Source organism: Bradyrhizobium xenonodulans (assembly GCF_027594865.1).
Taxonomy (GTDB): Bacteria; Pseudomonadota; Alphaproteobacteria; order Rhizobiales; family Xanthobacteraceae; genus Bradyrhizobium; species Bradyrhizobium xenonodulans.
The window spans coordinates 6,064,848-6,089,927 of the sequence record NZ_CP089391.1; the positions used below are offsets into that span (position 1 = coordinate 6,064,848).

34 protein-coding genes are annotated in these 25,080 nt (G+C 64.3%); 19 read left to right on the forward strand and 15 right to left on the reverse strand.

The window, feature by feature from the left end; translation table 11 throughout:
• Window positions 1-7: 7 nt before the first annotated feature.
• From thiC to I3J27_RS28810, 3 genes are all read left to right on the forward strand, one after another.
• Entirely contained in the window at window positions 8-1,906 is a 1,899-nt protein-coding gene (gene thiC, locus I3J27_RS28800; protein ID WP_270162257.1) for a phosphomethylpyrimidine synthase ThiC, read from the forward strand.
• Between the two features lie 100 nt (window positions 1,907-2,006).
• Entirely contained in the window at window positions 2,007-2,528 is a 522-nt protein-coding gene (locus I3J27_RS28805; protein ID WP_270162258.1) for a hypothetical protein, read from the forward strand.
• 51 nt (window positions 2,529-2,579) lie between these two features.
• Window positions 2,580-3,119 (forward strand): mismatch-specific DNA-glycosylase, encoded by a 540-nt coding sequence (locus I3J27_RS28810; RefSeq protein ID WP_270162259.1) that lies wholly within the window; start codon window positions 2,580-2,582, stop codon window positions 3,117-3,119.
• Window positions 3,120-3,345: 226 nt separating this feature from the next.
• Here the strand turns inward: I3J27_RS28810 and I3J27_RS28815 are convergent, their stop codons facing one another.
• On the reverse strand, window positions 3,346-3,783 hold the full coding sequence (locus I3J27_RS28815; protein WP_270162260.1) for a VOC family protein: 438 nt from the start codon (window positions 3,781-3,783) through the stop codon (window positions 3,346-3,348).
• 195 nt (window positions 3,784-3,978) lie between these two features.
• Here I3J27_RS28815 and I3J27_RS28820 point away from each other — a divergent pair, with 195 nt between their 5' ends.
• A complete protein-coding gene (locus tag I3J27_RS28820) occupies window positions 3,979-4,629 on the forward strand; it encodes a glutathione S-transferase family protein (protein ID WP_270162261.1) in 651 nt (216 codons plus the stop codon).
• 11 nt (window positions 4,630-4,640) lie between these two features.
• On the opposite strand, the gene I3J27_RS28825 is transcribed toward I3J27_RS28820, so the two are convergent.
• Complete coding sequence (locus I3J27_RS28825; RefSeq protein WP_270162262.1) at window positions 4,641-5,186, reverse strand: HD domain-containing protein; 546 nt, start codon at window positions 5,184-5,186, stop codon at window positions 4,641-4,643.
• Window positions 5,187-5,332: 146 nt separating this feature from the next.
• Between I3J27_RS28825 and I3J27_RS28830 the strand changes: the two genes are divergently transcribed.
• Complete coding sequence (locus tag I3J27_RS28830) at window positions 5,333-6,028, forward strand: glutathione S-transferase family protein (protein WP_270162263.1); 696 nt, start codon at window positions 5,333-5,335, stop codon at window positions 6,026-6,028.
• Between the two features lie 243 nt (window positions 6,029-6,271).
• Here the strand turns inward: I3J27_RS28830 and I3J27_RS28835 are convergent, their stop codons facing one another.
• Window positions 6,272-6,706, reverse strand: coding sequence for a hypothetical protein (locus I3J27_RS28835; RefSeq protein ID WP_270162264.1), 435 nt, complete (start codon window positions 6,704-6,706; stop codon window positions 6,272-6,274).
• A gap of 517 nt (window positions 6,707-7,223) precedes the next feature.
• On the opposite strand from I3J27_RS28835, the gene I3J27_RS28840 reads away from it, so the two are divergent.
• The 3 genes from I3J27_RS28840 (at window position 7,224) to I3J27_RS28850 (ending at window position 8,517) form a co-directional block, all read left to right on the forward strand.
• Entirely contained in the window at window positions 7,224-7,607 is a 384-nt protein-coding gene (locus I3J27_RS28840) for a RidA family protein (RefSeq protein WP_270162265.1), read from the forward strand.
• A gap of 153 nt (window positions 7,608-7,760) precedes the next feature.
• On the forward strand, window positions 7,761-8,021 hold the full coding sequence (locus I3J27_RS28845) for a hypothetical protein (RefSeq protein WP_270162266.1): 261 nt from the start codon (window positions 7,761-7,763) through the stop codon (window positions 8,019-8,021).
• A 244-nt stretch (window positions 8,022-8,265) separates the two neighbouring features.
• Window positions 8,266-8,517: a hypothetical protein gene (locus tag I3J27_RS28850; RefSeq protein WP_270162267.1), complete on the forward strand. Its 252-nt coding sequence runs from the start codon at window positions 8,266-8,268 to the stop codon at window positions 8,515-8,517.
• An 82-nt stretch (window positions 8,518-8,599) separates the two neighbouring features.
• Here the strand turns inward: I3J27_RS28850 and I3J27_RS28855 are convergent, their stop codons facing one another.
• A complete protein-coding gene (locus I3J27_RS28855; RefSeq protein WP_270162268.1) occupies window positions 8,600-9,085 on the reverse strand; it encodes a J domain-containing protein in 486 nt (161 codons plus the stop codon).
• Window positions 9,086-9,196: 111 nt separating this feature from the next.
• Between I3J27_RS28855 and I3J27_RS28860 the strand changes: the two genes are divergently transcribed.
• Both I3J27_RS28860 and I3J27_RS28865 read left to right on the forward strand, forming a co-directional pair.
• Window positions 9,197-9,964: an SDR family NAD(P)-dependent oxidoreductase gene (locus I3J27_RS28860; protein ID WP_270162269.1), complete on the forward strand. Its 768-nt coding sequence runs from the start codon at window positions 9,197-9,199 to the stop codon at window positions 9,962-9,964.
• Window positions 9,965-10,183: 219 nt separating this feature from the next.
• A complete protein-coding gene (locus I3J27_RS28865) occupies window positions 10,184-10,432 on the forward strand; it encodes a helix-turn-helix domain-containing protein (protein WP_270162270.1) in 249 nt (82 codons plus the stop codon).
• 109 nt (window positions 10,433-10,541) lie between these two features.
• Here I3J27_RS28865 and I3J27_RS28870 read toward each other — a convergent pair whose 3' ends face one another.
• A complete protein-coding gene (locus I3J27_RS28870) occupies window positions 10,542-10,790 on the reverse strand; it encodes a hypothetical protein (RefSeq protein ID WP_270162271.1) in 249 nt (82 codons plus the stop codon).
• 157 nt (window positions 10,791-10,947) lie between these two features.
• Here I3J27_RS28870 and I3J27_RS28875 point away from each other — a divergent pair, with 157 nt between their 5' ends.
• The gene (locus I3J27_RS28875; protein ID WP_270162272.1) at window positions 10,948-11,436 is read left to right on the forward strand and encodes a collagen-like domain-containing protein; all 489 of its coding nucleotides are present in this window, start codon (window positions 10,948-10,950) and stop codon (window positions 11,434-11,436) included.
• 88 nt (window positions 11,437-11,524) lie between these two features.
• Here the strand turns inward: I3J27_RS28875 and I3J27_RS28880 are convergent, their stop codons facing one another.
• Both I3J27_RS28880 and I3J27_RS28885 read right to left on the reverse strand, forming a co-directional pair.
• A complete protein-coding gene (locus I3J27_RS28880) occupies window positions 11,525-11,746 on the reverse strand; it encodes a hypothetical protein (RefSeq protein ID WP_270162273.1) in 222 nt (73 codons plus the stop codon).
• A 92-nt stretch (window positions 11,747-11,838) separates the two neighbouring features.
• Window positions 11,839-12,105 carry a DUF2277 domain-containing protein gene (locus I3J27_RS28885; protein WP_270162274.1) on the reverse strand — a complete coding sequence of 89 codons (267 nt, stop codon included), beginning with the start codon at window positions 12,103-12,105 and terminating at the stop codon, window positions 11,839-11,841.
• Between the two features lie 124 nt (window positions 12,106-12,229).
• On the opposite strand from I3J27_RS28885, the gene I3J27_RS28890 reads away from it, so the two are divergent.
• The 3 genes from I3J27_RS28890 to I3J27_RS28900 all read left to right on the forward strand — a co-directional run bounded on the left by I3J27_RS28890 (window position 12,230) and on the right by I3J27_RS28900 (window position 14,130).
• On the forward strand, window positions 12,230-13,291 hold the full coding sequence (locus tag I3J27_RS28890; protein ID WP_270162275.1) for an alpha/beta fold hydrolase: 1,062 nt from the start codon (window positions 12,230-12,232) through the stop codon (window positions 13,289-13,291).
• Window positions 13,292-13,308: 17 nt separating this feature from the next.
• Entirely contained in the window at window positions 13,309-13,650 is a 342-nt protein-coding gene (locus I3J27_RS28895; protein ID WP_270162276.1) for an MmcQ/YjbR family DNA-binding protein, read from the forward strand.
• Window positions 13,651-13,776: 126 nt separating this feature from the next.
• A complete protein-coding gene (locus I3J27_RS28900) occupies window positions 13,777-14,130 on the forward strand; it encodes a hypothetical protein (protein ID WP_270162277.1) in 354 nt (117 codons plus the stop codon).
• A 5-nt stretch (window positions 14,131-14,135) separates the two neighbouring features.
• On the opposite strand, the gene I3J27_RS28905 is transcribed toward I3J27_RS28900, so the two are convergent.
• Together I3J27_RS28905 and I3J27_RS28910 are read right to left on the reverse strand one after the other, a co-directional pair.
• The gene (locus tag I3J27_RS28905) at window positions 14,136-14,378 is read right to left on the reverse strand and encodes a hypothetical protein (RefSeq protein WP_270162278.1); all 243 of its coding nucleotides are present in this window, start codon (window positions 14,376-14,378) and stop codon (window positions 14,136-14,138) included.
• A 45-nt stretch (window positions 14,379-14,423) separates the two neighbouring features.
• Window positions 14,424-15,830: a S8 family peptidase gene (locus tag I3J27_RS28910; protein ID WP_270162279.1), complete on the reverse strand. Its 1,407-nt coding sequence runs from the start codon at window positions 15,828-15,830 to the stop codon at window positions 14,424-14,426.
• Window positions 15,831-16,022: 192 nt separating this feature from the next.
• Between I3J27_RS28910 and I3J27_RS28915 the strand changes: the two genes are divergently transcribed.
• Window positions 16,023-16,625, forward strand: coding sequence for an MSMEG_1061 family FMN-dependent PPOX-type flavoprotein (locus I3J27_RS28915; RefSeq protein WP_270162280.1), 603 nt, complete (start codon window positions 16,023-16,025; stop codon window positions 16,623-16,625).
• A gap of 212 nt (window positions 16,626-16,837) precedes the next feature.
• On the opposite strand, the gene bfr is transcribed toward I3J27_RS28915, so the two are convergent.
• The 3 genes from bfr to I3J27_RS28930 form a co-directional block, all read right to left on the reverse strand.
• Window positions 16,838-17,326 carry a bacterioferritin gene (bfr, locus tag I3J27_RS28920; protein WP_027529403.1) on the reverse strand — a complete coding sequence of 163 codons (489 nt, stop codon included), beginning with the start codon at window positions 17,324-17,326 and terminating at the stop codon, window positions 16,838-16,840.
• A gap of 133 nt (window positions 17,327-17,459) precedes the next feature.
• Window positions 17,460-17,732, reverse strand: a complete 273-nt coding sequence (locus I3J27_RS28925) for a (2Fe-2S)-binding protein (protein WP_270162281.1) — start codon at window positions 17,730-17,732, stop codon at window positions 17,460-17,462.
• A 161-nt stretch (window positions 17,733-17,893) separates the two neighbouring features.
• On the reverse strand, window positions 17,894-18,187 hold the full coding sequence (locus I3J27_RS28930; protein WP_270162282.1) for a hypothetical protein: 294 nt from the start codon (window positions 18,185-18,187) through the stop codon (window positions 17,894-17,896).
• A 136-nt stretch (window positions 18,188-18,323) separates the two neighbouring features.
• On the opposite strand from I3J27_RS28930, the gene I3J27_RS28935 reads away from it, so the two are divergent.
• Window positions 18,324-18,647 carry a hypothetical protein gene (locus tag I3J27_RS28935; RefSeq protein WP_270162283.1) on the forward strand — a complete coding sequence of 108 codons (324 nt, stop codon included), beginning with the start codon at window positions 18,324-18,326 and terminating at the stop codon, window positions 18,645-18,647.
• Window positions 18,648-18,858: 211 nt separating this feature from the next.
• Entirely contained in the window at window positions 18,859-19,143 is a 285-nt protein-coding gene (locus I3J27_RS28940) for a hypothetical protein (protein WP_270162284.1), read from the forward strand.
• A 92-nt stretch (window positions 19,144-19,235) separates the two neighbouring features.
• Here the strand turns inward: I3J27_RS28940 and I3J27_RS28945 are convergent, their stop codons facing one another.
• Window positions 19,236-20,462, reverse strand: a complete 1,227-nt coding sequence (locus tag I3J27_RS28945; protein ID WP_270162285.1) for a lytic murein transglycosylase — start codon at window positions 20,460-20,462, stop codon at window positions 19,236-19,238.
• Window positions 20,463-20,469: 7 nt separating this feature from the next.
• The gene (gene ettA / locus I3J27_RS28950) at window positions 20,470-22,119 is read right to left on the reverse strand and encodes an energy-dependent translational throttle protein EttA (RefSeq protein ID WP_270162286.1); all 1,650 of its coding nucleotides are present in this window, start codon (window positions 22,117-22,119) and stop codon (window positions 20,470-20,472) included.
• A 233-nt stretch (window positions 22,120-22,352) separates the two neighbouring features.
• On the opposite strand from ettA, the gene I3J27_RS28955 reads away from it, so the two are divergent.
• Both I3J27_RS28955 and I3J27_RS28960 read left to right on the forward strand, forming a co-directional pair.
• Window positions 22,353-22,568 carry a hypothetical protein gene (locus tag I3J27_RS28955; RefSeq protein ID WP_270162287.1) on the forward strand — a complete coding sequence of 72 codons (216 nt, stop codon included), beginning with the start codon at window positions 22,353-22,355 and terminating at the stop codon, window positions 22,566-22,568.
• A gap of 144 nt (window positions 22,569-22,712) precedes the next feature.
• Window positions 22,713-23,675 (forward strand): D-2-hydroxyacid dehydrogenase family protein, encoded by a 963-nt coding sequence (locus I3J27_RS28960; RefSeq protein WP_270162288.1) that lies wholly within the window; start codon window positions 22,713-22,715, stop codon window positions 23,673-23,675.
• Between the two features lie 72 nt (window positions 23,676-23,747).
• Here the strand turns inward: I3J27_RS28960 and I3J27_RS28965 are convergent, their stop codons facing one another.
• Window positions 23,748-24,947, reverse strand: coding sequence for a L,D-transpeptidase family protein (locus I3J27_RS28965; RefSeq protein WP_270162289.1), 1,200 nt, complete (start codon window positions 24,945-24,947; stop codon window positions 23,748-23,750).
• Window positions 24,948-25,080: the final 133 nt, after the last annotated feature.

The window sequence follows — 25,080 nt, forward strand, 5'->3', positions numbered from 1 at the left end:
GGATCCCATGAACATCCGCTCCAACCCCGAAAAGACCGTCCCCGCCGTCACCACCGGCCCGCTGCCTTCCTCGCGAAAGATCTTCGCGTCGCCCGATGCCGCGCCGGACATCCGCGTGCCCTTGCGGGAGATCATCCTGTCCGAAGGCGCCGGCGAGCCGAACCTGCCGGTCTACGACACTTCGGGCCCCTACACCGACCCGTCCGTCACCATCGACGTCAACGCCGGCCTTGCCCGCAACCGCAAAACCTGGGTGCTGGAGCGCGGCGGCGTCGAGGAATATGACGGACGCCAGATCAAGCCGGAGGACAATGGCAGCGTCTCCGCCGACAAGGCCGCGCGCGCGTTCAGCGCCTATCACAAGCCGCTGCGCGGCCTCGACGGCCACAAGATCACCCAGCTCGAATTCGCCCGCGCCGGCATCATCACCAAGGAGATGATCTACGTCGCCGCCCGCGAGAATCTTGGCCGAAAGGCACAGCTCGAGCGCGCGGAAGCAGCCCTTGCCGACGGCGAGAGCTTTGGCGCATCGGTGCCCGCCTTCATCACGCCGGAGTTCGTGCGCGACGAGATCGCGCGCGGCCGCGCCATCATCCCCTCCAACATCAACCACTCCGAACTCGAGCCGATGATCATCGGCCGCAACTTCCTGACCAAGATCAACGCCAATATCGGCAACTCGGCGGTGACGTCGTCGGTCGAGGAGGAGGTCGAGAAGATGGTGTGGGCGATCCGCTGGGGCGCCGACACCGTGATGGACCTCTCGACGGGCCGCAACATCCACACCACCCGCGAATGGATCCTGCGCAATTCGCCGGTGCCGATCGGCACCGTTCCCATCTATCAGGCACTGGAGAAGTGCGACGGCGATCCGGTCAAGCTGACCTGGGAGCTGTACAAGGACACCTTGATCGAGCAGTGCGAGCAGGGCGTCGACTATTTCACCATCCACGCCGGCGTGCGGCTGCAATACATCCACCTCACCGCCAATCGCGTCACCGGCATCGTCTCGCGCGGCGGCTCGATCATGGCGAAGTGGTGCCTCGCCCATCACAAGGAGAGCTTCCTCTATACGCATTTCGACGAGATCTGCGACCTCATGCGCAAGTATGACGTCTCGTTCTCGCTCGGCGACGGCCTGCGCCCCGGCTCGATCGCCGACGCCAACGACCGCGCACAGTTTGCCGAGCTGGAGACGCTCGGCGAACTCACGAAGATCGCGTGGGACAAGGGCTGCCAGGTCATGATCGAAGGCCCCGGCCACGTGCCGATGCACAAGATCAAGATCAACATGGACAAGCAGCTCAAGGAATGCGGCGAAGCGCCGTTCTACACCCTCGGGCCCCTGACCACCGACATCGCGCCGGGCTATGACCACATCACCTCGGGCATCGGTGCGGCCATGATCGGCTGGTTCGGCTGCGCCATGCTCTGCTACGTCACGCCGAAGGAGCATCTCGGCCTGCCCGATCGCAACGACGTCAAGGTCGGCGTCATCACCTACAAGATCGCCGCGCATGCGAGCGACCTCGCCAAGGGTCACCCCGCAGCCCAGCTCCGCGACGACGCGCTCTCCCGCGCCCGTTTCGACTTCCGCTGGACAGACCAGTTCAACCTCGGCCTCGACCCCGATACCGCGAAGAACTTCCACGACGAGACCCTTCCGAAGGAAGCCCATAAGGTCGCCCATTTCTGCTCGATGTGCGGACCAAAGTTCTGCTCGATGAAGATCACGCAGGACGTGCGGGATTATGCGGCGACGCTGAACGACCCGAACAGCGTGGGGATGTCGATGGCCGGCACCGCCGAGGACGGCATGGCCAGGATGAGCGAGAAGTTCAAGGAGATGGGGAGCAGCGTTTATCTGGATGCGGAGAAGGTGAAGGAGAGTAATCGGGTGTTGTGAGGGACGGAGACGCTTTCAACAAGACATGGCGGTCCCGCAAGGCGGTAGCGCCATGTCTTCAGCTTTCGTAGATCCCGAGCAGCCTAGTTCGGACCGGACGATGAATGAAGCTGAGCTCAACGCCTATGGCCAAATGGCGCTAGCGCTTGCGCGCCATGCGGATGGTTGGGCCAAGAGCTGGGATTTCAAATTTCCAGGGATTACCAAGCCCGTCTATTACCACTTATCGGATTCGACATTTGAAAGTGTGGCGAACTGCCTCTGGAAGCTGAAGGTATTTAGGGCTCTCGATGAGGAGAACGGCGGCGCAGCCTATTTTGTTATCGATTGCGAATTAGAAGATGCTTTCCGCATCGCGATTGCCAATTACGATGTTGGCCCCTCTTTCAAGGAGCTGCTCTATACGCTGATCTATTTGTTTGGCGATTATGGCACCCAATACTGGGGATTTTCGACACGTCGGGATCTTGCGTTCGGGAAAGATGGACGATTGACGTCGGTGCTCGACGCGCTCGTTCCACTTGGCTACGCGGAAAGAACCGAAGCCGGGTATATCTGGACCGAACGCGTTGCACCGATCATGCGCGAAGCAGGTTATGAGGATGAATGGCCGGTAGGCTAGATACCTTGAGGTGCGCCGCATCAGCGCAGACCGGAGATAAGCAGAACTGATTTGCCCGAGACTCCGCACCGCCTCCTCGACCAGCTCCGCCCCGACCTCCGCCTCGTCTTCGTCGGCACCGCGGCCTCGACGCGATCGGCCGAGCTCGGGCATTACTACGCCCATCCCGGCAACCGCTTCTGGCGCGCGCTGCATGAGGCCGGGATCACGCCGCGGCGCTACCAGCCGGAGGAGTTCGCATCGCTGATCGCGCTCGGAATCGGCTTCACCGATCTCTGCAAGTCGGGCGCGGGGATGGATCACCAGATCGCGGCGGAGACGATCGACGTGCCCGGCTTCAGGGCCAAGATCGAGAGGTATCGGCCGCGGACGATTGCGTTCACGAGCAAGAAGGCGGCGAGCTTGTTTTATGGCAGGCCGTCAAGCGGGATTACGCTCGGGCGGCAGCAGCGCGATGAGAGCTTGCCCGAGATATTCGTGCTGCCGTCGCCGTCGGGCGCGGCGTCCGGGCACTGGACGCTGGAGCCGTGGCGGGAGCTTGCGGCTTGGATTGCTGCGTTGGACGTCCAACACCAACAGACCTCATCCTGAGGAGCCCGCCAACGGCGGGCGTCTCGAAGGATGGCCGCGGGCGAGATGCGGGCCTTTCATGGTTCGAGACGGCGCTTCGCGCCTCCTCACCATGAGGGTCTGGCTTCCGTAGGGTGGGCAAAGGCGCGCTGGCGCCGTGCCCACGATTTCTCCATGAGTGCCGGCAGTACGTGGGCACGGCGCGCGAAGAGCGCGCCTTTGCCCACCCTACGAGACCGTCACCGCCTCACCCCGCATACGCCTTGTCCAGATCCGCGATCACGATCTTCCGCATCCCCATCATCGCCTCCATGACGCGGTTCGCCTTGGTGCGGTCTTTGTCGCCGAGATAGCGGCCGAGCGCTGACGGGATCACCTGCCAGGAGAGGCCGAACTTGTCCTTGAGCCAGCCGCAGCGGGACTCTTCGCCACCGTCCGCGATCAAGCGGCTCCAGAAATAGTCCACCTCGCCTTGCGTCTCCACGCTGACGAAGAACGACACCGCCTCATTGAAGCGGTATTGCGGGCCGCCGTTGAGCGCGTGGAAGCGCTGGCCTTCGAGCTCGAACACCGCCATGAAGTCGCTGACGGTCTCGACCTTGGCGTTGGGAAACACCGATTTGTAGAAGGCGACGGCTTCCGGGACGTTGTTGTCGAACCAGAGAAACGGCGTGATGGAGGTCATGAACTTGTATCCTTTCGGCTCGGGCCGGACGCGCGACCGCACGCCGCAATCCCAAGGACGCGGCAGGGCGCGACGTTCCGACAGTTGGGCAAGATTTTTTGGGCCCAGCAGCTCGCAGGAAATCGAGATAGCCTGTCGGAGCCCTCTCCGGCCATTCGTCCTCTGACCCGAAGCCATCAACCCGGAGCCGCCCATATGCCGCCCACCATCACCGCCTTCGAAAACTCGCCCGACCGCGGCAAGGGACAGGCGCGCGACATGCGCCTGCGCTGGGCGCTCGAAGAGGTCGGCCAGCCCTATGACGTTCGCCTCGTCTCGTTCACGGCGATGAAGCAACCGGCGCATCTTGCGCTGCATCCGTTCGGACAGATCCCGACCTATGAGGACGGTGATCTCGCCCTGTTCGAAACCGGAGCGATCGTGCTCCATATCGCCGAGCGCCATGCCGGATTGCTGCCCGTCGCGCCGAGCGCCCGCGCTCGTGCGATCGCGTGGATGTTCGCCGCGCTGAGCACGCTGGAGCCGCCGATCGTCGAGCTCACCATGGCGATGCTGTTCGAGCGCGACAGCAGCTGGTACGCGGAGCGCCTGCCCATGCTCCAGGACCGCGTCCGTACCCGCCTCGGCGAATTGTCCCGCCACATCAGTGGGGCCGACTGGCTCGATGGCGCGTTCAGCGCCGGCGATCTCATGATGGTGACAGTGCTGCGGCGGTTGAATACATCGGGCCTGCTGGACGAATACCCCGATATCGCCGCCTATGTCGCCCGCGGCGAAGCGCGGCCGGCTTTCAGGCGGGCGTTCGATGCGCAATTGGCGGTGTTCAACGCAGCATCGCGTTCATAGCAACCATCGCTTCACCCCAGCGACGCCAGCTCACGCGCGAGGTTGGCGCGGGCTTGCCGGTCGAAGCTCGCCGCGAAGTCCGGATCGGGAAAGATCACCTCGCGTGCCGCGAAGTGGCGGAGCACCCGGGCACGGCCGATGCGATAGTCGTCCTCGCCGACATGGATGAACTCCCGGCGGATCGCAGCCGCATAGGCGTCGTATCGCACGGGCTCGGTGCCGAGAATGCTGAGGTCGATCGAGATCAGGATCGCCCCGAGGCGATCGCCGGCGGCCACGTCGTGCGTTTTCGTCAGGCGGATCAGGCGGCCGACCTCCTGGCGCAATTCAGCGCGGACGTGCTGCTCGGCAAGCTCCGCGCTCTTCTCCTCGTTGTCCGGCCGGGTCGGGTCGTAGACGACGTCGTGCCACCAGATCGCCTCCGACAGGGTCTCGCGCTCGGCCGCCGAAAGACCGCCGACACGCGTGAGCGCGGCCAGGCAATCCTCGATATGCGAGAGATTGTGATAGTGGCGGCTCGGCACCGCGTAGGCGGCGGGCAGTTCTTTGCGGTTCATCTCGAAAGTATAGGGCCGAAATCGCGGAGGCGATAGCGGCCGGGCATATGGTCTGCGCTTGCCCTGCCGCATCAAAACGAGGCGGCGGCCCATTGCGTCCGCCACGGCACCCCTGCATGCTGGCCTCCGCCAACAGAGGAGCCGCCATGCTGACCCTCTATTCCTATCCGGACCTGTTCGGCGTCGCCGACAACAACGGCTACGGCCTCAAGGTCTATGCCTTCTTCAAGCTAGCGGGCGTAGAGTTCGTGCACCAGCATATCTTCGATGCCTCCGCCGCGCCGCGCGGGCAGCTGCCCTATATCGTCGACGACGGCGAGACCATCGGCGACAGCGAGACCATCATCGCGCATGTGATCGCAAAGCATCTCCTCACCATCGATGCCCTGCTCTCGACCGAGCAGCGGCGGACCAACCTCCTCATCACGCGCATGCTGGACGATCTCTATTGGGTGATGTCGTATTCACGCTGGAAGGACGAGCGCTTCTATCCGGCGTTCCGCGACGGCTTCATCGTGCAGCACAAGCAGATCGATGCCGAGGGGTTCGAGAAGGCGAAGGCGTATAACGCGCAGCGCTATCACTTCCAGGGCATCGGCCGCTACACGCCCGACCAGGCCTACGCGCGCGGGCTCGCCGATTTGCAGGTGCTGGCCGAGATCGTGCCGGCCACAGGTTTCGTCCACGGCGCGGCGCCGACCAGTATCGATGCCGGCATCTACGGCTTCATCGCCAACATCCATTATTTTCCGATCCCGACGCCGCTGAAGGTCTTCGTCGACGCGCACGACAATCTCGTCGCGCATTGCGAGCGGGTGCATGCGATGGTGAGCGGAGCGTGACGGGATCGTAGGGTGGGCAAAGGCGCTCTTGCGCCGTGCCCACCATCTCTCGGCGATCGCGATGTAAGATCCTCATGGTGAGGAGACGCGAAGCGCCGTCTCGAACCATGCAGGCCCGCTCCTCGTCCGCGGCCATCCTTCGAGACGACCGCTTCGCGGTCTCCTCAGGATGAGGTCTGTGTTCGCGGGGGCGTTGGTGGGCACGGCGCTTGCGCGCCTTTGCCCACCCTACGGCACCGTCTGCTACCGCATCGTGATCGCGAGCCCGCTGAGATCCGCATTCGCCATCAGGCCGACCTGCGTGCCGGTCAATTCCAGCACCGCGCCCTTCTGGTTGGTGAGCACGATGGCGCGGGCACCGCGGCCCACCGCGAGGCCGGCACCGGCGGCGCCGTAGACGCCGGCGACATCGGAGGGACGATTGATGTTGGAGACGCGGCCGCGCAGCACGGTCTTGGAGCCGCCGAAGACGAGGCCGTAATCGAGCCCGCCGGTCGAGAGCGAATAGGCGCGGCCGCGGAAGTTCAGCACGCCCGAGCCGCCGGAACCGCCGATGATCCAGCCCGCCTTGTAGATCGTCAGCACCACGGTGCCGCCATCGGCCATCGCCGAGGTCGAAAGGCCGGCCAGAGCGGCAATGCCGACCAGCGCGGCGCGAAAGGTGGAAGCGAGCTTCATGGGTGTCTCCGGGGGCTATTTTTCAAGGGAGGAAACGAATCAGACGGCCTGAATCTATCCGATGGATCGCGGCGGCAACATGATGGAGCGCAGTGGACGTCAATCGTGCTCTTCGCCACGCACTCAACTGTCATCGCCCGGTTCAACCGGGCGATCCAGCATTCCAGAGGCCCGTGTTGGAAAGCTCGCTCTCGCCACGTCTGCCGCAGCGTACTGGATGCCCCGGTCAAGCCGGGGCATGACAGCGGAGTTTAAGGCCGCACGCGGCGGAGTTCGGGGCCGCAGCACAGGCCAAGCACCACCCTGCCATTCTGCTCCTGTTTTGCCCGACGGAGCAAACGAATACTTCGCCCTACCCGAATTTTGAAAAGGCCAATGATTTCCGCATGGTTTCTACTGTGCATGGGGTTGTTTTCGCCGTTTTTGTTTTTGCCCCCTCTCTCGTTGCCGATTGCAACTTCCCCGCATGCCGCTACGCTCGTGCGGACGACGCGACCGTTCCATCCGAGGTGTTCCCATGCCGATCCAGCATTTCGCGCCCCCGCCGCACGTCAAGGCGCCGCCGCTGTCCTTTGCGACGCGTGTCGGCGACCTGCTGTTCGTCTCCGGCATTCCCGGCTTCGACGCCAATGGCGCGCTGCCTGACGGCTTCGAGGCGCAGTTCGCCAATGTCGTCGTCAACATCAAGCGTGTGCTCGACGAGGCGGGCGCGAGCGTTCGCGACCTCGCCAAGGTCAACGTGCTGCTGACCCGCGCCTCCGACGTCGCCGCCATGAACGCACTCTATGCCGGCGCCTTCGGCCCGCCGCCCTACCCGGCGCGCACCACCTGCGTGGTGCAGGCGCTGCCGGATCCGAAAATGCTGATCGAGATCGAGGCAGTGGCCTCGCTTTCGAAGTGAGCCATGCCTTCGCGTGTGGCTTGCCGGGCACGCGGCCGAACCAAGTGCGCGACTCCGTCTGACATATCCGTGAACGGCCGCTCCCCGGCTTGCAAAGGACCTGCTTTTACCGCACGAATTTTCCGGTCACCCTTCCCCCACAGGAGATATTTCATGCGTCGCGTTCTCGCCCTCTGTGCCGTTGCCGGCATCGCTTCGTCGGTCTTCGCCGTGCCCGCATCCGCGGCGGTCGGCTATTACGTGATCCGCTGGGACAACACCGGCATCTGCCAGGTCTGGAACGAGGACCTGAAGTACAAGCCGTTCCAGATCGGCGTCTCGACCTACAAGGTCGTCAGCAAGCCGCTCCCGACCTTCCAGGCCGCTTCGGATCTCCAGATCAAGATGCGCGCGGAGCGCCGCTGCACGCTCTGAGCGTCACGCGCAAGGACTGGATTTCGAGGGCGGGTCGCACCAGCGATCCGCCCTTTTCCTTTTGGCAGAGTGCTGCCGGTTTTCCGGCCGAAATCACGCAATTTCCCACGCCCCGCGCTTTGAACCTCATCGGCATACGGAACTACTCACATCTTGTCCGGGGCGCATCCCCAAAAGCGCCCCGCACCACCCCTCCCCTCATTGTCGGGAGGCGCATCACATCATTCATTTTGAGGAGCTGATCATGCGTCGTATGTCCATGCTGTGCGCTGCCGCCGGACTTGCCGTCACTGCGTTCGTCGCTGCGAGCCCTGCGGAGGCCAGCTATCACCTGATCCGTTGGCAGGACACCGGCTTCTGCCAGATCTGGGACGAGAGCATCCCGACCACGCCGTGGCCGGCCGGCTATGCCCGCGTCAGCGCGACCGTGCCGACCTTCGTCGACGCACTCGTGCTGAAGGACGCGTCGCTGAAGAACGGCCACTGCACCTGGTAGGAATTCGATCGGCGGACGAAGAGCCGGGCAAGGCCGCGAGACCTCGCGTCCTTGCCCGCTCGTTTTTGTCCGAGCTGAAAACTCACGCGTCCTTATGGGCGCCGGGATGGATCAGGATGTCGCGCGCGGCGGCGAGGTCGATGAAGGCTTCGGCGCTGCCGCCCCGGTCCGGATGCATGCCCTTGGCGGCGCGGCGATAGGCCTGGTTGATGTCGTCGCAGGTGAGCTGCACCGCGAGCGGCAGGCCTAGCATCCTGCGGGCGCGATCCTCGCTGGACAGTTTCTTCGGCATGGCGTTGCGGCGACCGAAGCGCGGCGCGGTGAGATCATGCACGACATCGAGGATCACGCCGATGCGGCGCCGGGCCGCCAGCGTGACGCTGTGATCGTCATTGTCCACGGCCTGGCGCAACACGGGCAGCGCCTGCCCGGCCGCCTGCCGCAGCGTCGCCTCCGTGCTCATCCGCGCGATCTCGGCGACGAGCCGGCCCGCCTCGGCCCAATCTGCCGGCTCCGACGACCGCAGGCGCTCAAGCGCCAGTTTCCAGGATTCAAGCCGTTCCATCATGCGCGCAACGTTTAGCAATCAGGATCAGTATGCCAAGGCTGCCGTTTCCGACCCCTTAATTTCGAGTTAGCTTTTCGAGAAACTTCACAAAGAAATCGGGAGGAAATTGTCATGGCATTGCTCGCAAACCACATCGCCGTCGTCACGGGCGCCGGTTCCGGCATCGGCCGGGCGATCGCGGCCGGCTACGCCCGCGAAGGCGCGCAAGTGGTCATGCTCGACGTCAATGCCGAGACGGTCGCGGAGGCCGCCCGGGAGATTCGAACAGCGGGCGGCAAGGCCGAGAGCTTTGCGCTCGACGTGACCCGGCGCGAGGATTGCTTTGCGCTGGCAAAGCAGGTCGCCGACAAGGTCGGGCAGGTCTCGATCCTCGTCAACAATGCCGGCATCACCCGCCGCAACGCCTTCACCGCCGAGCCCGAGACGGTGGCGAAGGACTGGAACGACATCATCTCGCTCAACCTCAACGGCGTCTTCAACATGACGCAAGCGTTCCTCAGCCCCCTGCGCGCGAGCAAGGGCCGCATCGTCAATATCGGCTCGATCCAGTCCTTTGTGCATCTGCGCACGCCGAGCTCGGCGGCTTATACGACCTCGAAACACGGCGTGCTCGGCTTCACCAAGGCGCTCGCGGTCGAGCTCGGCAAGGAAGGCGTGCGCGTCAACGCGATCGGGCCGGGCTTCATCGAGACCAACATCAACGCCAATGTGCGCGCGACCAATCCCGCGCTGGTGCAGGCCTTCGTCGATCACACCCCGCTGGCGCGCACCGGCAAGCCCGAGGACATCGTCGGCCCCGCGATCTTCCTGGCGTCGGACCTCTCGGCCTACGTCACGGGAACGATCGTGATGGTGGATGGCGGATACCGGACGGTGTGAGACGCAGCGCGGCACTCGCGCGCACGAGATCGTCCCGCATCGCTATGCATCCCGTGCCAATCGCGGCGCCTTCGCGGCATTCCTGAGGTCATCTGGTGCGATGGTCCGCGATTAACCTTTCGTTAACCAAACCCGGCCACCGTAGATCTACGGCTTGGGGGTCGTTTGTTCTCGATCGCTTCCAACGATGGAAGCGGGCGTTGATCGGGAGGTGTGTTGATGACCACTGTTCATGTCGCTGCGTCCGAGCCGGGCGCGCAATTCCTTTCCCCGGACCAGATCGTTCCGCTGCTGATCGGCGCGACTGTCGACGAGGTCGAGCGCGAGCTCGTGCTCCAGACGTTGGCCCGCTGCGATGGTAACCGCACGCGCGCATCGCGCGTGCTCGGCCTGTCGGTGCGCACGCTGCGCAACAAGATCAGGATCTATGCTGCGTCCGGCATCGAGGTGCCCGCGTATCACGACTAAAGCGCGACGAGATGACGATGAATCGTCATCGCTCTTCAGTTGTCGTTTGAGCATGATCTTTTCGGAAAACGCTTCGCACTTTGCGTTAGCGCGGCCCTTCGGGTCCGGATCATGCTCTGGCGCGTGACCATGCGAGATGGATCAGTCCGCCGGCGAGAGCCGCAAGCGCGGCGATCGCGACGCCGGCCGCGATCAGCTCGATGGCACGGAGCATGAAGGCTGTCATGACAGCCCATGACGATTGCGGCTCCTCGGCAAAAGCGACCGGCACGACATCGGGCACGAGCAGCTCGGCGAGACCGAGCGCGACGGCAAGAACGGCAGCCGACAGGCAGAACATCGTCCACGCTGCGCGCATCGGTCGCTCCTCGCAGGGTTTGGCCACGCGTCATTCAATGACACGGCGTCCGGCGACGTCGATTGATGTTGATCAAGCCCGCCGCGATCCGTCGGCGGAATTGCTGCCGTCGTCAAACGCGGCTAAGTAGCTTGCTTGCGCGAGAGGGAGCAGTGGCGTGGCAGACGAACAGAAACGGCAGGGACCTCAGGGACCACGCGGGCGACAGGGCGAGCCGGGGCGGCCGGGACCGCAGGGTCATCCGGGCAAGCGCGGGCCGGACGGGGCGCGCGGCAAGCCGGGCCCGCAGGGCAAGCCGGGGCCTGCCGGAAAGGCTGGTCCACAGGGCAAGGCCGGCCTGCCTGGCAAGCTCGGTGAAGCCGGTGCGCGCGGACCTGCGGGGCCGCAAGGGCCGGCCGGCCCGCAAGGCCCGCGCGGCGAGGCCGGTCCGCCCGGCCAGCTGCCGTCGATCGAGAAGGTGCTGCCGTGGCTCGAGCAACTCTTCGACGCCTGGGACGAACGCCGCCGCCAGCGCGAGCAGGAAGCGGCCGAGCGTGCGGCGCTGGAGACCGCGGTGCAGGAGGCTGATGCGGCGGCCGTCGATGACGAGACCGACGACGGCGACGATCAGAGGAAAAAGAAGAAAAAGAAGAAGCACGGCCATTAGGATTAGCCGCCGAGTTTGAATGGTTGCGTGCCCCCGGCTCTGCGGAGCGGCACGTCGCTCCGCACCGCGTCCGGGACACGAGTCCGGATCAAGACGCCTCGGAGGAATCGTCGTTGCGCGGCAGCATGCCCATGCGCTCGAACTGCCAGCGCATGGCACGGTACCAGAGATAGCCGACCAGCGTGCCCGGCAGCGTCAGGATGACGAGGCTGACGCTGCTGTAGGAGCCGCTCCACCACATCATCCATGCAGTCCACAGCGCCGTGAAGGTGACGGCACCTGCTTTGAGAGGAATAAGGGGGCGGCTCATGATCGTCTCCGGGCTGTCAAAACCCCGGCAGGCATCATCGCAAGTCGAGGCCGCTCTCACCGTGAGCCAGATCACGGAACCTCCGTGACCAGCTAACCGAACCGCAGCCGCGAACGCTCCTTGGCCTTCTCCGCCTCGACCTCACGGTCGCGCGCCGGCGCATGGGTGTGCAGCGAGGTCAGCAGCCTTCGCGCCGCCTCCGAGACTTCAGCCACCGCGCGCTCGAACGCCTCCTCATTGGCTTGCGACGGCTTGTTGAAACCCGACAATTTGCGCACAAACTGCAAGGCTGAGGCGAGAATCTCGTCCTCCGTCGCGGGCGGCTCGAAGTTGAACAGCGTCTTGATGTTGCGGCACATGCAGTCTCTCCCGATGCTTGCCTCAAGGACGATCGACCGAGCCGAAATCCTACATCCTTCCGGACAGTTCTGCTAAGGTTCCCATAACGCGGCCGTCGACCATGAGCCGCATGGGGAGAGAGACATGAGAGCTTCTTGCGCGGTGCTGTCGGCCGTTCTGCTGTCCATCGCAACATCGGCGACAGCCGCCGACTATCCGGCTCCCAAACAAGGCGACTGGATCGCCAAGGATTTCAAGTTCCACACCGGCGAGACCATGCCGGAGCTGAAGCTGCACTACACCACCATCGGCGAGCCCAGCGGCCAGCCCGTGCTGGTGTTGCACGGCACCGGCGGCTCGGGCGCGAGCATGCTGTCGCCGGCCTTCGCCGGCGAGTTGTTCGGCGCGGGGCAGCCGCTCGACGCCTCCAAATACTACATCGTCATTCCCGATAGTATCGGCCACGGTAAATCGTCAAAGCCGTCCGACGGCATGAAGACGAGCTTCCCGAAATACGATTACGACGACATGGTCGAGGCGCAGTATCGCCTGGTGACCGAAGGCCTCGGCATCAAGCATCTGCGGCTCGTCATCGGCAATTCGATGGGCGGCATGCACACCTGGCTGTGGGGCGAGAAATATCCGAAGGCGATGGACGCGCTGATCCCGATGGCCTCGCAGCCGACCGAGATGGCGTCGCGCAACTGGATGATGCGGCGGATCATGCTCGACACCATCCGCAACGACCCCGACTACAATGGCGGCAACTACACCAGCCAGCCGCGCATGATGAAATATGCCATCACCGCCTACGGCATCGCCAGCATCGGCGGCACGCTGGCCTATCAGCAACAGGCGCCGACCGCGGCGAAGGCCGACAAGATCGTCGACGAGCGGCTGGCGATGCCGATCACGGCGGATGCCAACGACTTCGTCTACCAATGGGCTTCCTCGCAAGACTACAACGCCGGCGAGAAGCTCGAGCAGATCGAGGCGACGCTGCTGCTGATCAATTCCGCCGACGACGAGCGCAATCCGCCGGAGACGGGCCTCACCGACGCCGCGATGAAGCGAATCAAGAACGGCCGCCTGTATCTCATCCCTGCAAGCACCGAGACACGCGGGCACGGCACCACCGGCAACGCGAAATTCTACGTCGAGCAGGTCAGGCAATTGCTGCAAACGGCGCCGCAGCGGACGATGTAGGCGAGCAGCAAGACAGCATGTCGAAAGCCCGTTTTCGCAAGGCTGCACTGGCGCTTCCCGGCGTCATCGAGGGCGCGCATCACGGCCATGCCGACTTCCGCGTCGGCAAGCGCGTGTTCGCGACGCTGGGTTATCCCGATGACACATGGGGCATGGTAAAGCTCACTCCGGACCAGCAGACCATGCTCGTCGACGCGGAGCCGGAGATGTTTCGCCCCGTGCCCGGCGCCTGGGGTAAGAGCGGCAGCACGAATGTGAAGCTGGCGAAGACCGATCCGGTGACGCTGCGGAGTGCGCTTGAGATAGCCTGGCGCAACGTCGCACCGAAAACTCTGCTCACGTCGATCGAGACGCGATAGCGAAGATGATACCGCATCGCATCATGCGCTGCGCTTCTGGCGCCGCATATTATTTGAGCATGCAATGCGCCGACAGCTCGGGCTTAATCGTGACAACCGGAATCACGACGGGACGAGGAGGATCGCATGCACAGGCTCGCACTGTGCGTCTGGCTGGCCGCAATGACGGCGTCGACGAGCGCCGCGTTCGCGTTCGACAACGGCCAATATGACCACGTTCCGCCCGACATCCGCGCCTGGTTCAAGAGCGTGATCGCGCCGAACGGCGTCCCGTGCTGCGACATTTCCGACGGCCATCGCACCGACTACGACGTACGTAACGGCGCCTATTGGGTGCCGATCGAAGGACAATGGATGGAGGTGCCCGAACGCGCCATCATCCGAGATCGCGGCAATCCGGTCGGCCAGGCCGTAGTGTGGTATGTCCACCACCGCGGCGCGATCATCATCAGCTGCTTCGTACCGGCGGATGCCGTGTAGGCAAGTCAGGCCTTGAGATCTCGCTGGGGCGAGGCCTCGACATACTCGATGTCATCGCCGAAATCATCGAGCGCCGCACGAACCGATTTGGCGTCAGCCTCGGCGACGGTGAAGATCGCGGCGAGGTTTTGCCGCTTCTGTCCCGGAAACAGGCTCTCGGCGGCATAGCCGGCATCGCCGAGCATCTTGATGATCTCGCGCCGCCGGCGCTGATCGACGCGATCGTGGAATTTGAACTGCACGGACATGCTGAGAAGCTAGCTGTTCGCGGCGCCCGATCAAGATCGTGGAGTCTATTTTCGCGCCTTTCTCTTCGGCTTCGCCTTGGCGGTCTTCCTGCCCGATTTCCTTGCCGCCTTGGCGCGGGGCATCGCAGCCGCAACGTCCAGAAGGCCGGCGCCGTATTCCGGCGTAAAGTCCCGTCCCCGCATCGCCGGCAATTTCGTCGCAGTCGCGATCAGGCGCCTGGCAACCGCAAGTCCGGCCGCCCTGGATTTCGGCCTGTGGATATAGACGAGTGCAGCGGCGCCCGTGACATGCGGCGTTGCCATCGAGGTCCCGGGCCAGGAATCGTAGTCGGTGTGATCGGCGAAGCTGGCCTTCACCCGGGGCACCGTCGACAGGATATTGACACCCGGCGCGACCAGCTTGATGTGTTTCCCCGTATTGGAGAACGAGGCGCGGCGATGGGACTCATCGACGGCGCCGACGCCGATCGTGTCCGCGTAGCCCGCCGGATACTCCTTCGGATTGCCGTCCTCGAACTCGTTGCCCATCGCGGTGGAGATGACGACGCCGGCATCGATCAGTTCGGCGAAGATCGTCGCTTCCGCCTTCGAGTGATCCTCGCCGCCAATGCTGAGGTTGATGACCTTGATGTTGGAATCGAGCGCGGCCGCGAGCGCCTTGCTATAGAATTCGAAGTTGAAGTTCTCGTCGTCGCCTGCCCGCTTGGGATCGTCGAATACCTTCCAGCAGTGCAGCCGGCAATTGGCCACGCCCGCGATGCCGGCCGAGTTATTGACCACGGCCGCGATCGTGCCGCTGACATGTGTGCCATGGCCGAGAAAATCGCGCTCTCCGTTGCCGTCGTGACGGTATTCCTCGATCGCGTCCGCGAGATCGGGATGTCGGGCGTCGACCCCGCTATCGAGCACAGCGACGTGAACCCGTCCCGCACCCGGCCGCGGTCGATCGAACCATCTGATGGCGCGAAGCCCCCACTGCCGAATCTTCATGGGATCGGCGGCGATACTGAGCCACCGGTTGGGAACGGGCTCGACCAGATCCATCGCCCTGGAGGCACGCAGGCGCTTCAGGACGCCTGCATCTATCTTTCTGTCCTTCACCTGCACGATCTGATATCCGGCCAGCGCCTCCCGCGGCGCCGACGTTGCGGAGCGTGCTATCGAGCGATGAACCGCAGCCATCGCCCGCGACTGCGCGGGTGCATCGTCGCCGCCGACCACGAACAGCGGCTTCATCGACTGAAGTCCGAGACTGTCGTGCAGGAAATCGATCGGACCTCTGACGTCATCGGGCATCGCAGCCATCAGCGCGCGTGGCGTCGTCGCCTGAAGTGAGGTCGCCGCGATCTGCCGGGCTGCGGCGGGCTTCAACCGGACGATCAACTGTCCCGGGACATGCTTGCGACGGCGCGGCCGATCGCCCGCGACCCGCATTGCCTGCGTTGGGGCCATGACGAATTCCTTCCTTGAAAAGCCATAAAATACGTCACGCGTTATAAGCGAAATTCCGGATCAGCGCTACCTGCACCATCCGGGCGTTCCTGGTCCCGATCGGAGCGCAGTCCAGTGGCTACTCCAGGCCACGCATGCTATTTTGCCGATGGAATCCGATCTCGCCGATGCCCCTCAATCAGGGAGACCTTCGTGACCGACCTTTGCGCCGAAGACCTCGCCACCATCTATGCGAAGCCGAGCCCGCGCGTGATCGCGAAAGCGCGTCCCGCGATCGATGCACATGCGAAGAAGTTCATCGAGATGTCGCCGTTCTGCGTGCTCGCGACATCAGGGGCGGATGGCAGCGTCGATGCCTCGCCACGCGGCGGCGGCACCGGCTTCGTCCACGTCGCCGGTCCCAACCAGTTGCTGATGCCCGACCGCTCCGGCAACAACCGGATCGACAGTTTTCGCAACGTCGTCGAAGGCTCGGGGTTCGTGCATCTGTTGTTCTTCGTGCCGGGGATCGACGAGACGCTGCGCGTCGGCGGACGCGGCACGCTGTCGGCCGATCCGGACCTGCTCGCCGCGATGGTGGAGTTCGGCAAGCCGCCTCGCGCGGTGCTGAACGTCGCCGTCAGCGAAGTCTATTTTCACTGCGGCAAGGCGCTGATGCGCTCGAAGCTGTGGTCGGGAGAGAAGGTGCAGCGCTCGGTCATGCCCAGCATCGTCGAAATCGTCCACGAGCAGACCAGCCTCGGGGAGCCGCAGAGTCAGGAGATCGTGGAAGAACTCTACAAGACGCAGCTTTAGGCGTACGCGACAAGATTAGCTGTCGTCCCGGACAAGCGCAGCGAAGCGGAGCGCTGATCCGGGAACTCCGCGCGAGCGCTTGCGCTCGCCGCGATAACCACAGGAAGTCATTTGTTGCGTGGTACTAGCCACGTCATGCCACGGAAAGATTCCGCGGTATGGGTCCCGGCTTTCGCCGGGACGACATGGGAGTGCGCGGCTACAGCCGGAGCTTAGTGCCCCTCGCCCTCGAGCCCGCCGACGTGCTTCTGGGTGTAGAGCTCGAGGCCGATGCGGCCGATCAGGTCGAGCTGGGTCTCGAGGAAGTCGATGTGGTGCTCCTCGTCGCTCATCAACTTCTCGAACAGGTCGCGCGTGACGTAGTCCTTGACGCCGTGGCAGTAGGTGGCCGCTTCCTGGTAGAGCGCCCGCGCGCTCATCTCGGCGGCGAGATCGCATTCGATGATCTCCTTGACGTTCTGGCCGATGCGCAGGGGATCGAGCACCTGCATGTTCGGAAAGCCGTCGAGGAACAGGATGCGCGCGGTGAGCTTGTCGGCGTGCTCCATCTCCTCGATGGACTCCTTGCGCCAGACCTTGGCCATGTCGAGGAGGCCCCAATTGTCGAGGAAGCGGTAGTGCAGCCAGTACTGGTTGATCGCAGTCAGCTCGTGACGCAGTGACTTGTTGAGATAGTCGATGACTTTTGCGTCGCCCTGCATGGTTCACTCCAGCTCTTGCAGTCCAATTCGGCCCTAAACCGAATTTAGAACGCTTCTAAATGACTTTGGGGACGAGGGCAACCGGCTGCGGGGATGCAGCCGGGGAAAAGCTCAGCCGAGATTGCGGAAGTCCTCAGCAGGCCGCGAGAGCGAACTGGGCGGGCTCGGCCGTCTCGTCATTGGCGGCCACGGTGTGGCTGTGCGGGCAGCCGGAACAGCAGGATTTGGCACAGGGGCCAAGCGCTTCGTCGATGATGGTCTTGATCGTGCGAGCGCAGCGGCCGCATTCGGCGCTACAGCCGAGGCATCCATAGACCTGCTTGGCATAACGCACGGCATCGTCGGACTCGGCGACGGCGGCGCGGATGTCGTCATCGCTCAGCACGTTACAGGAACAAACGATCATGGAAGCGGTAGGCCCTTCGGTGATGCGCCATCATCGATATTTAAGGGGCCGTCCGGATGCAAAGGGAAAAACCGGTATTTGAAGCTATTCCAAACTGGCCCGGAAACAGCCTAGAACGGCTCTAAAACAAGGTGTTGCGCTGGATCAAGATTGCGGCCGACCTAGTCGCCACCACCGCCTCCACCATCGCCTCCGCAATCCCCGCCGCTGCTGCCACTATCGCTGCTGGAACAACTGCCGCTGTCGGTCGAGCTGCCCGAGCTGTCATTGGAAAACCAGCTGCCCAGCGAGAAGCCATCGCTGGTCCCTGAATAGCTGTCGCCGCTACTGCCTCCGTCATTCCCGGCTCCCGCGCGCGAGCGCCGACCGCGGTTCTGGAGATAGGTGAACCAGCCATAGCCAATCCCGAAAATGACGCCGGCAGCGATCAAGGCATTGATCATCGCATTACCCATCCGTTGCCTCCCTGGTGGACCTGCGATCCACACCAATTGGTCGCACCGGCAAAGGTGCCGTTCATTGATCATTCAAACGAAGTATGGAACTCTGCCCCCAAAGAGTTCCCGCGTGATTGTGCGAAAGGTCAAGCCAATGAAAAAATCGCTCCTGGCAGTTGCTGCCGTTGCCATCCTGGCGCTTGGGGCCGGAACGCCAGCCCATGCGCAGCGCGGCGTCGCTGCCGGCGTGGCGGCCGGGATCATTGGCGGCGCCATTGTCGGCGGCGCGATCGCCTCTCCGTATTATTACGGACCCGGGCCGGGCTATTACGACCCCGGCTACTACCCGCCCCGCTATTACGCCCCGAGCCCCGGCTATGTCGCCGACGACTATTACGGCGGCGGCTGCGTCTGGCAGAAGCAGCGCTTCTGGGACGGCTATGCCTGGCGCGTCCGCCGCGTGAGGGTCTGCGGCTAAGTCGCCCTAAACCGATTCACTACGGATGCGCCGTTCATCTCGGGGCCTGAAAAAGACCGCTTTTTCTCGTCACAGCTCCGTGTGCGTTTACCGTGGATTGACCAATTGCGCGCTTCCTAGCTGCACGGTCAATTTCATCAGAGTGTGCGTGAACCTTTGAAACCCGGACGCTCCTAACAAGGGACGTCCATCTCCCAGGAGAGCCAAGAGCATGAAGAAGACTTTTGTTGCCGCCCTCACGGTCGCGACGATCGCCGGTTCGCTGGTGACCGCCACTCCGTCCGCGAAGGCCCATGACGGCGTCGGCGCCGGCATCGCAGCCGGCCTGATCGGCGGCGCCATCGTCGGCGGCGCCATCGCGTCGAGCCGTCCCGCCTATGGCGGACCCGTTTACGTCGCCGAGCCCGGCCCGCCGCCCCCGCCCTGCTACTGGCAGCGCCAGCGTTATTGGGACGGCTACGGCTGGGTCGTTCGCCCGGTCCGCGTTTGCTACTGATCTGATCGCACGACGCTCATGAGCGCCGCGATCGAAGCCCGGCCGAGACCATCGGCCGGGCTTTTTTCTTTTTGTCGAGAAGACCGGACCCGCTAGTGCGCCGCCTGGATCGAGCGCAGCACTTCCTCGCTCGGCCAGCAATCGACCTTGAGGCCTGCCGACTTCTGATAGGCGCCGAGCGCGGCGCGCGTCTGCATGCCGGCCTTGCCGTCGATCTTGTCCTTGTAGAGCCCGACACGCGTGAGACCGCGCTGCATGGTCTCGACATCCCTGGTGCGCAATTGCTTCGTGGCCGCCCAAGGCGTCGCGAACGGTTGCGGGCTCGTCATGCGATCGCTGAGATGGCCGACGAACAACACGTAGAGATCCGAGAAATTGTATTCCTTGATGACGAAGTAGTTCTTCGTCGTCAGGAATGACGGGCCGTAGACTCCCTCCGGCTGGAGCAGCGAGGCCGGCTGCGCCTGCTCGGCGGCACTCAGCTTCGCGCCGCGCACCGGCACAAAGCCCTCGCGCAACCACTGGCCGATCGGCTTCGTCATCTCCGGCACACCGCTGGTGCAATCCGCCTTGGCCGGCGCCTGCACCTCGTAGGCCCAGCGCACGCCGCTCTGCCAGCCCTTGTTGACGAGTTGTTGCGCGGCGGACGCGAGCGCATCCGGCACCGAATGCCAGATGTCGATGCGGCCATCGCCGTCGAAATCGACGCCGTGCTTGTAATATTCGGATGGCAGGAACTGCGTGAGCCCGGTGGCCCCCGCCCATGACGAGCGCATGTCCTTGCGCGTCACCACGCCCTCGCCCAGGATCTTCAGCGCGAGAATGAACTCGCCCCGATAGGTGTCCTTGCGCCGTCCGACATAGGCCTGCGTCGCCAGCACGCGAACGAGATCATAGGGCAGCGTGTAGCGGCCGTAGTCCGTCTCGCGGCCCCAGATCGCCAGCATGACGGTGGCGGGCACGCCGGACTTCTTCTCGATCTCGCTGAGCGAGGTGCGATATTTTTGCAGCAGCCGCTGCCCCTCGCCCGCGAGCCGCGCAATCGAGGTTTCCCTGACGTAGTCGGCCGGCACCTGCACGAACTCGGCCTGCGACGGCGCGCCGGTGGCGGGCCGTCCGGGCAGGATGAGATCGGGGAGCTTGTAGTCAGGCTCGAGCCCGCGCGTCTGCTCGTCGAACGTCTTGCGCGACACGCCTTCGGCCTGCGCCTCCGGCCAGAGCGAAGCGACGAACTGGGTGAAGGCGGCGTCGGCGGCGCGGGCGGACGACCATCCGCAGGTGACCACGATCACTGCAGCGATGAGCGCCCGCCGCATCATGCCGCCATCACCGCGTCAGCTTCTTGTACTTCACGCGGTGCGGGATGATGCTGTCCTGGCCGAGCCGGCGCATCTTGTCCTTCTCGTAGTCCTGGAAGTTGCCTTCGAACCATTCGACATGGCTGTCGCCTTCGAAGGCCAGCATGTGGGTCGCGATGCGGTCGAGAAACCAGCGATCATGGCTGATGATCACGGCGCAGCCGGCAAAATCTTCCAGCGCCTCTTCGAGCGCGCGCAGCGTGTCGACGTCGAGATCGTTGGTCGGCTCGTCGAGCAGCAGGACGTTGGCGCCGGACTTCAGCATCTTGGCGAGATGCACGCGGTTGCGTTCACCGCCGGAGAGCGCGCCGACCTTCTTCTGCTGGTCGGCGCCCTTGAAGTTGAACGACGAGCAATAGCCGCGCGAGTTGACTTCCTTCTTGCCGAGCAGGATCAGCTCGTTGCCGCCGGAGATCTCCTCCCACACGTTCTTGTTGCCGTCGAGCGCGTCGCGCGACTGGTCGACATAGCCGAGATGCACGGTCTCGCCGACCGTGATGGTGCCCTTGTCCGGCTTCTCCTGCCCCGTGATCATCTTGAACAGGGTGGTCTTGCCGGCGCCGTTGGCGCCGATCACGCCGACAATGCCGCCGGGCGGCAGCTTGAAGGTGAGATCGTCGATGAGGAGACGATCGCCATAGCCTTTGCTGAGCGCTTCGAAATCGACCACGTTGGCGCCGAGCCGCTCGGCGACGGGGATGATGATCTGCGCGGTCTGGGTCTGCTTGTCGCTCGCCTGCTTGAGCAGCTCCTCATAGCGCTGGTAGCGCGCCTTGGACTTGGCCTGGCGTGCCTTCGGCGAGGACGCGACCCATTCCTGCTCGCGCGCGATCGTCTTCTGATGCGCGGCGTCTTCGCGGCCTTCCTGCTCCAGCCGCTTCTGCTTCTGCACCAGCCAGGACGAGTAATTGCCCTCGTAGGGAATGCCCTTGCCGCGATCGAGCTCGAGGATCCAGCTCGTGACGTTGTCGAGGAAGTAGCGGTCGTGGGTCACGATCAGGATCGCGCCGGGATAGTTGCGCAAATGGCCTTCGAGCCACGACACCGACTCGGCGTCGAGATGGTTGGTCGGTTCGTCCAGCAGCAGCAGTTCGGGCTGGTCGAGCAGCAGCTTGCACAGCGCGACGCGGCGGCGCTCACCGCCTGACAGCTTGGTCACATCGGCATCGTCGGGCGGGCAGCGCAGCGCGTCCATGGCCTGGTCGACCTTGCTGTCGAGATCCCAGAGGCCCTGGGCCTCGATCTCGTCCTGCAGCTTGGTCATCTCGTCGGCGGTTTCCTCGGAATAATTCATCGCCAGTTCGTTGTAGCGATCGAGGATGGCCTTCTGCTTGGCGACGCCCAGCATGACGTTCTCGCGCACGCTGAGCGCGGGATCGAGATGCGGCTCCTGCTCGAGATAGCCGACGCGGGCGCCCTGGGCGACCCAGGCCTCGCCGTTATACTCCTTGTCGAGACCGGCCATGATCTTGAGCAGCGTCGACTTGCCCGAGCCGTTGACGCCGAGCACGCCGATCTTGGCGTCCGGGTAGAAGCTCAGATGGATGTTATCGAGCACCTTCCGGGTCGGGTAGCTCTTGGTCAGGCCCTGCATGAAATAGATGAACTGGCGCGCCATCGGTCCCGAATACCTTCGATTTGAGGAGATTTGCTTGCCGCCGATGTAACGATCCCGCCCCCAAAGGGCAATGTTTTCCCTCCGTTCACCACGGATGAATACTGGGCGGACACCATCCGGAGCCCGATCCGGACAATTGAAACCATTTTTTAATAAAGCAGGCCAAAGCTCGGTCATGCGCGGACATAAGCGCCCCCTGCTCAGAATGAACGGGGAGAACAGCGAGGCCCATCATGGCTTTGATCGAGACCCACTCTTTTCCCGTTCCGGCCGAAACCGGGAACGCGTCAGGATTCGTGTCCGAGGTCAGGGGCTTCTGGAAGCGCTTCTTCGCCACCGCCTTCAATCCCTACCGGCCCGAGCTGCACTACATGCGCGGCCCCGGCCCCGCCTGGCGCGCCAAGCACGGCATGGATGCGCCGTTGCGACTGAAGCCCCGCGATATCTGAGCTCCTCTTTCCTAGCGGATTTTTGAAGATCCAAGCGGCTTGCGCGTCGCTCTGATTGCGCGCAACCATGGCCCCGGTTCCGACGATGGCGCCCCGCTCGCGCCGTCACCTCTCGCCGTCGATTCTGGCCCTGGATGAACGCTGATGACGCAGCTGCGCTGTGCAATTCTCGACGACTATTTCAACCTCGCCCTCGACGTCGCCGACTGGCCGAAACTGTCGGACCGCGTCGACGTCACCGTGTTCAGCCATCCCTTCGCCTCGGAACAGGCCGCAGCCAGCGCGCTGGCCGACTTCGAGATCGTCTGTGCGATGCGCGAGCGGACCGCGTTCCCCAAGAGCCTGTTCGACAAGCTGCCCAAGCTGAAGCTGCTGCTCACGTCGGGCATGCGCAACGCCGCGATCGACGTGGAGGCCGCGAAGGCGCGCGGCATCACCATCGGCGGCACGCAATATTCGCGCGATCCGACTGCTCCCCTCGCCATGGGCCTGATCCTGGAACTGACCCGCGGTATCGGCCGCGAGAATGCGCGTATGCATGCAGGCGAGCCGTGGCAGACCTTTGCCGGCGTCGAGATCGAAGGCCTGACGCTCGGTATCGTCGGGCTCGGCAAGCTCGGCAGCAAGATGGCCGGCATCGCCAAGGCCTTCGGCATGAACGTGATCGCCTGGAGCCCGAACCTCACACCGGAGAAGTGTGCGGCGGCCGGCGTCGGCTACGCCACCAAGCAGGAGCTGTTCGCCAAGGCCGACATCATCACCATCCACGTCGTGCTGAGCGAGCGCTCGCGGGGCCTCGTCGACCGCGACGACCTCGCGCGGATGAAGCCGACGGCGTTCCTCGTCAACACCGCGCGCGGGCCGATCGTGGACGAGCAGGCGCTGCTGGAAGCCTTGCAGCAGCGGAAGATCGCGGGCGCAGGCCTGGATGTGTTTTCGGTCGAGCCGCTGCCGGTCGACCATCCCTTCCGCAAGCTCGACAATCTCGTGCTGACGCCGCATCTCGGCTACGCGACCGAGGACGGCTTGCGCATTCATTACGGCCAGATGGTCGAGGCGATCGACGCCTTTACCAAAGGCGGCGAACTGCCGCGCAAGCTGGCCTGAAACGACAATGCCCTGAAACGACAATGGGCGTGCCAAGGCACGCCCATTGCAATTCGAACTCTCTCGCAGCGCTTAGCGCACGGTGACCGGTGCGGGCAGCGGCGGCACCACGGTCGGCTGGGTGCCCGGGACCGGACCAGCCTGCGCGGCCACCGGAGCCGGACCAGCAGCGCTGGGCGGCGGCGCGGCGGACGCGGTCGCCGTTCCCGGCGGCGGGCCACCGGGCATCACCACCACGCGGGTGCCGACCTTGACGCGATCGAACAGGTCGGAGACGTCCTCGTTCAGCATGCCGATACAGCCCGACGACACGAACTTGCCGATGGTCGAAGGCTGGTTGGTGCCGTGGATGCGGTAGACGGTCGAGCCGAGATACATCGCGCGGGCGCCGAGCGGATTGCCGGGACCGCCGGCCATGAAGCGCGGCAGATAGGGCTGACGCTCGATCATCTCCGTCGGCGGATGCCAATCCGGCCACTCGGCCTTGCGGGTGATCTTCTGCACGCCGGTCCAGGTGAAGCCGTCGCGGCCGACGCGGACGCCGTAGCGGATCGCGCGACCGTTGCCGAGCACGTAATAGAGATAGGTGTTGGGCGTATCGACGATGAGCGTTCCGGCCGGCTCCTTGGTCGCCAGCGAAACCTCCTGGCGGCGCAGGTTCTGCGGCAATTGCGCGGGAGCGGCGTCGGGCTGCTCCTCGGGCGGCAGCGAAGCGATCGCCATCGGCCGGCCATCGTTGCCGACGGGCGGCTGGCCGGACTGGATCGTTCCGGTCGCGGCGGGCCCACCAACGGCCTCCGGCGGACGCAGGCCGTCATTGGCGGGGGCCTGTCCCTGCTGGCCCGGACGATTGGCATAGATCACCGGCGGCGGGCCGGCGGGGCGGCCGTAGCGGGGATCGTCGGGCGACATCACGGGGCCCTGTGCGGGCGCGGCCGAATAGACCGGAGCGCCAGCCGGGCGGCCATAGCGGGGATCATCCGGCGACATCACCGGGCCCTGCGGCGGGGCGGCGGAGTAGACCGGCGGGCCGGCGGGGCGGCCGTAGCGCGGATCGTCAACCGGGCCGGGCGGCGGCAGCGAGGCCTGCGGCATCGCGTCGTCGTCATCTTCCAGCGCGTCGAAATTCGGGGTGCGGTCCCCGGGGCGATATTCGGCCGGGGCGCCGTAGCTCGGCGCCTGCTGGACCGGATAGCTTTGGGCCTGTGCGAGCGAGGTTCCCGCCGCAGCGACTGTTGCGGCAGCGCATATCGTCAGAAAATGTTTGATCATCATCGCTCTTGTATAGTCCCCGGGCCCCGTCCGGACCGTTAACGGCCAGATGACCGAAGATAGCGGCACATTCAAGACATTGCAGGCCCATTTGCGCCCGATTTAGCGATTTGTGATGCAGGCGCATACAGTT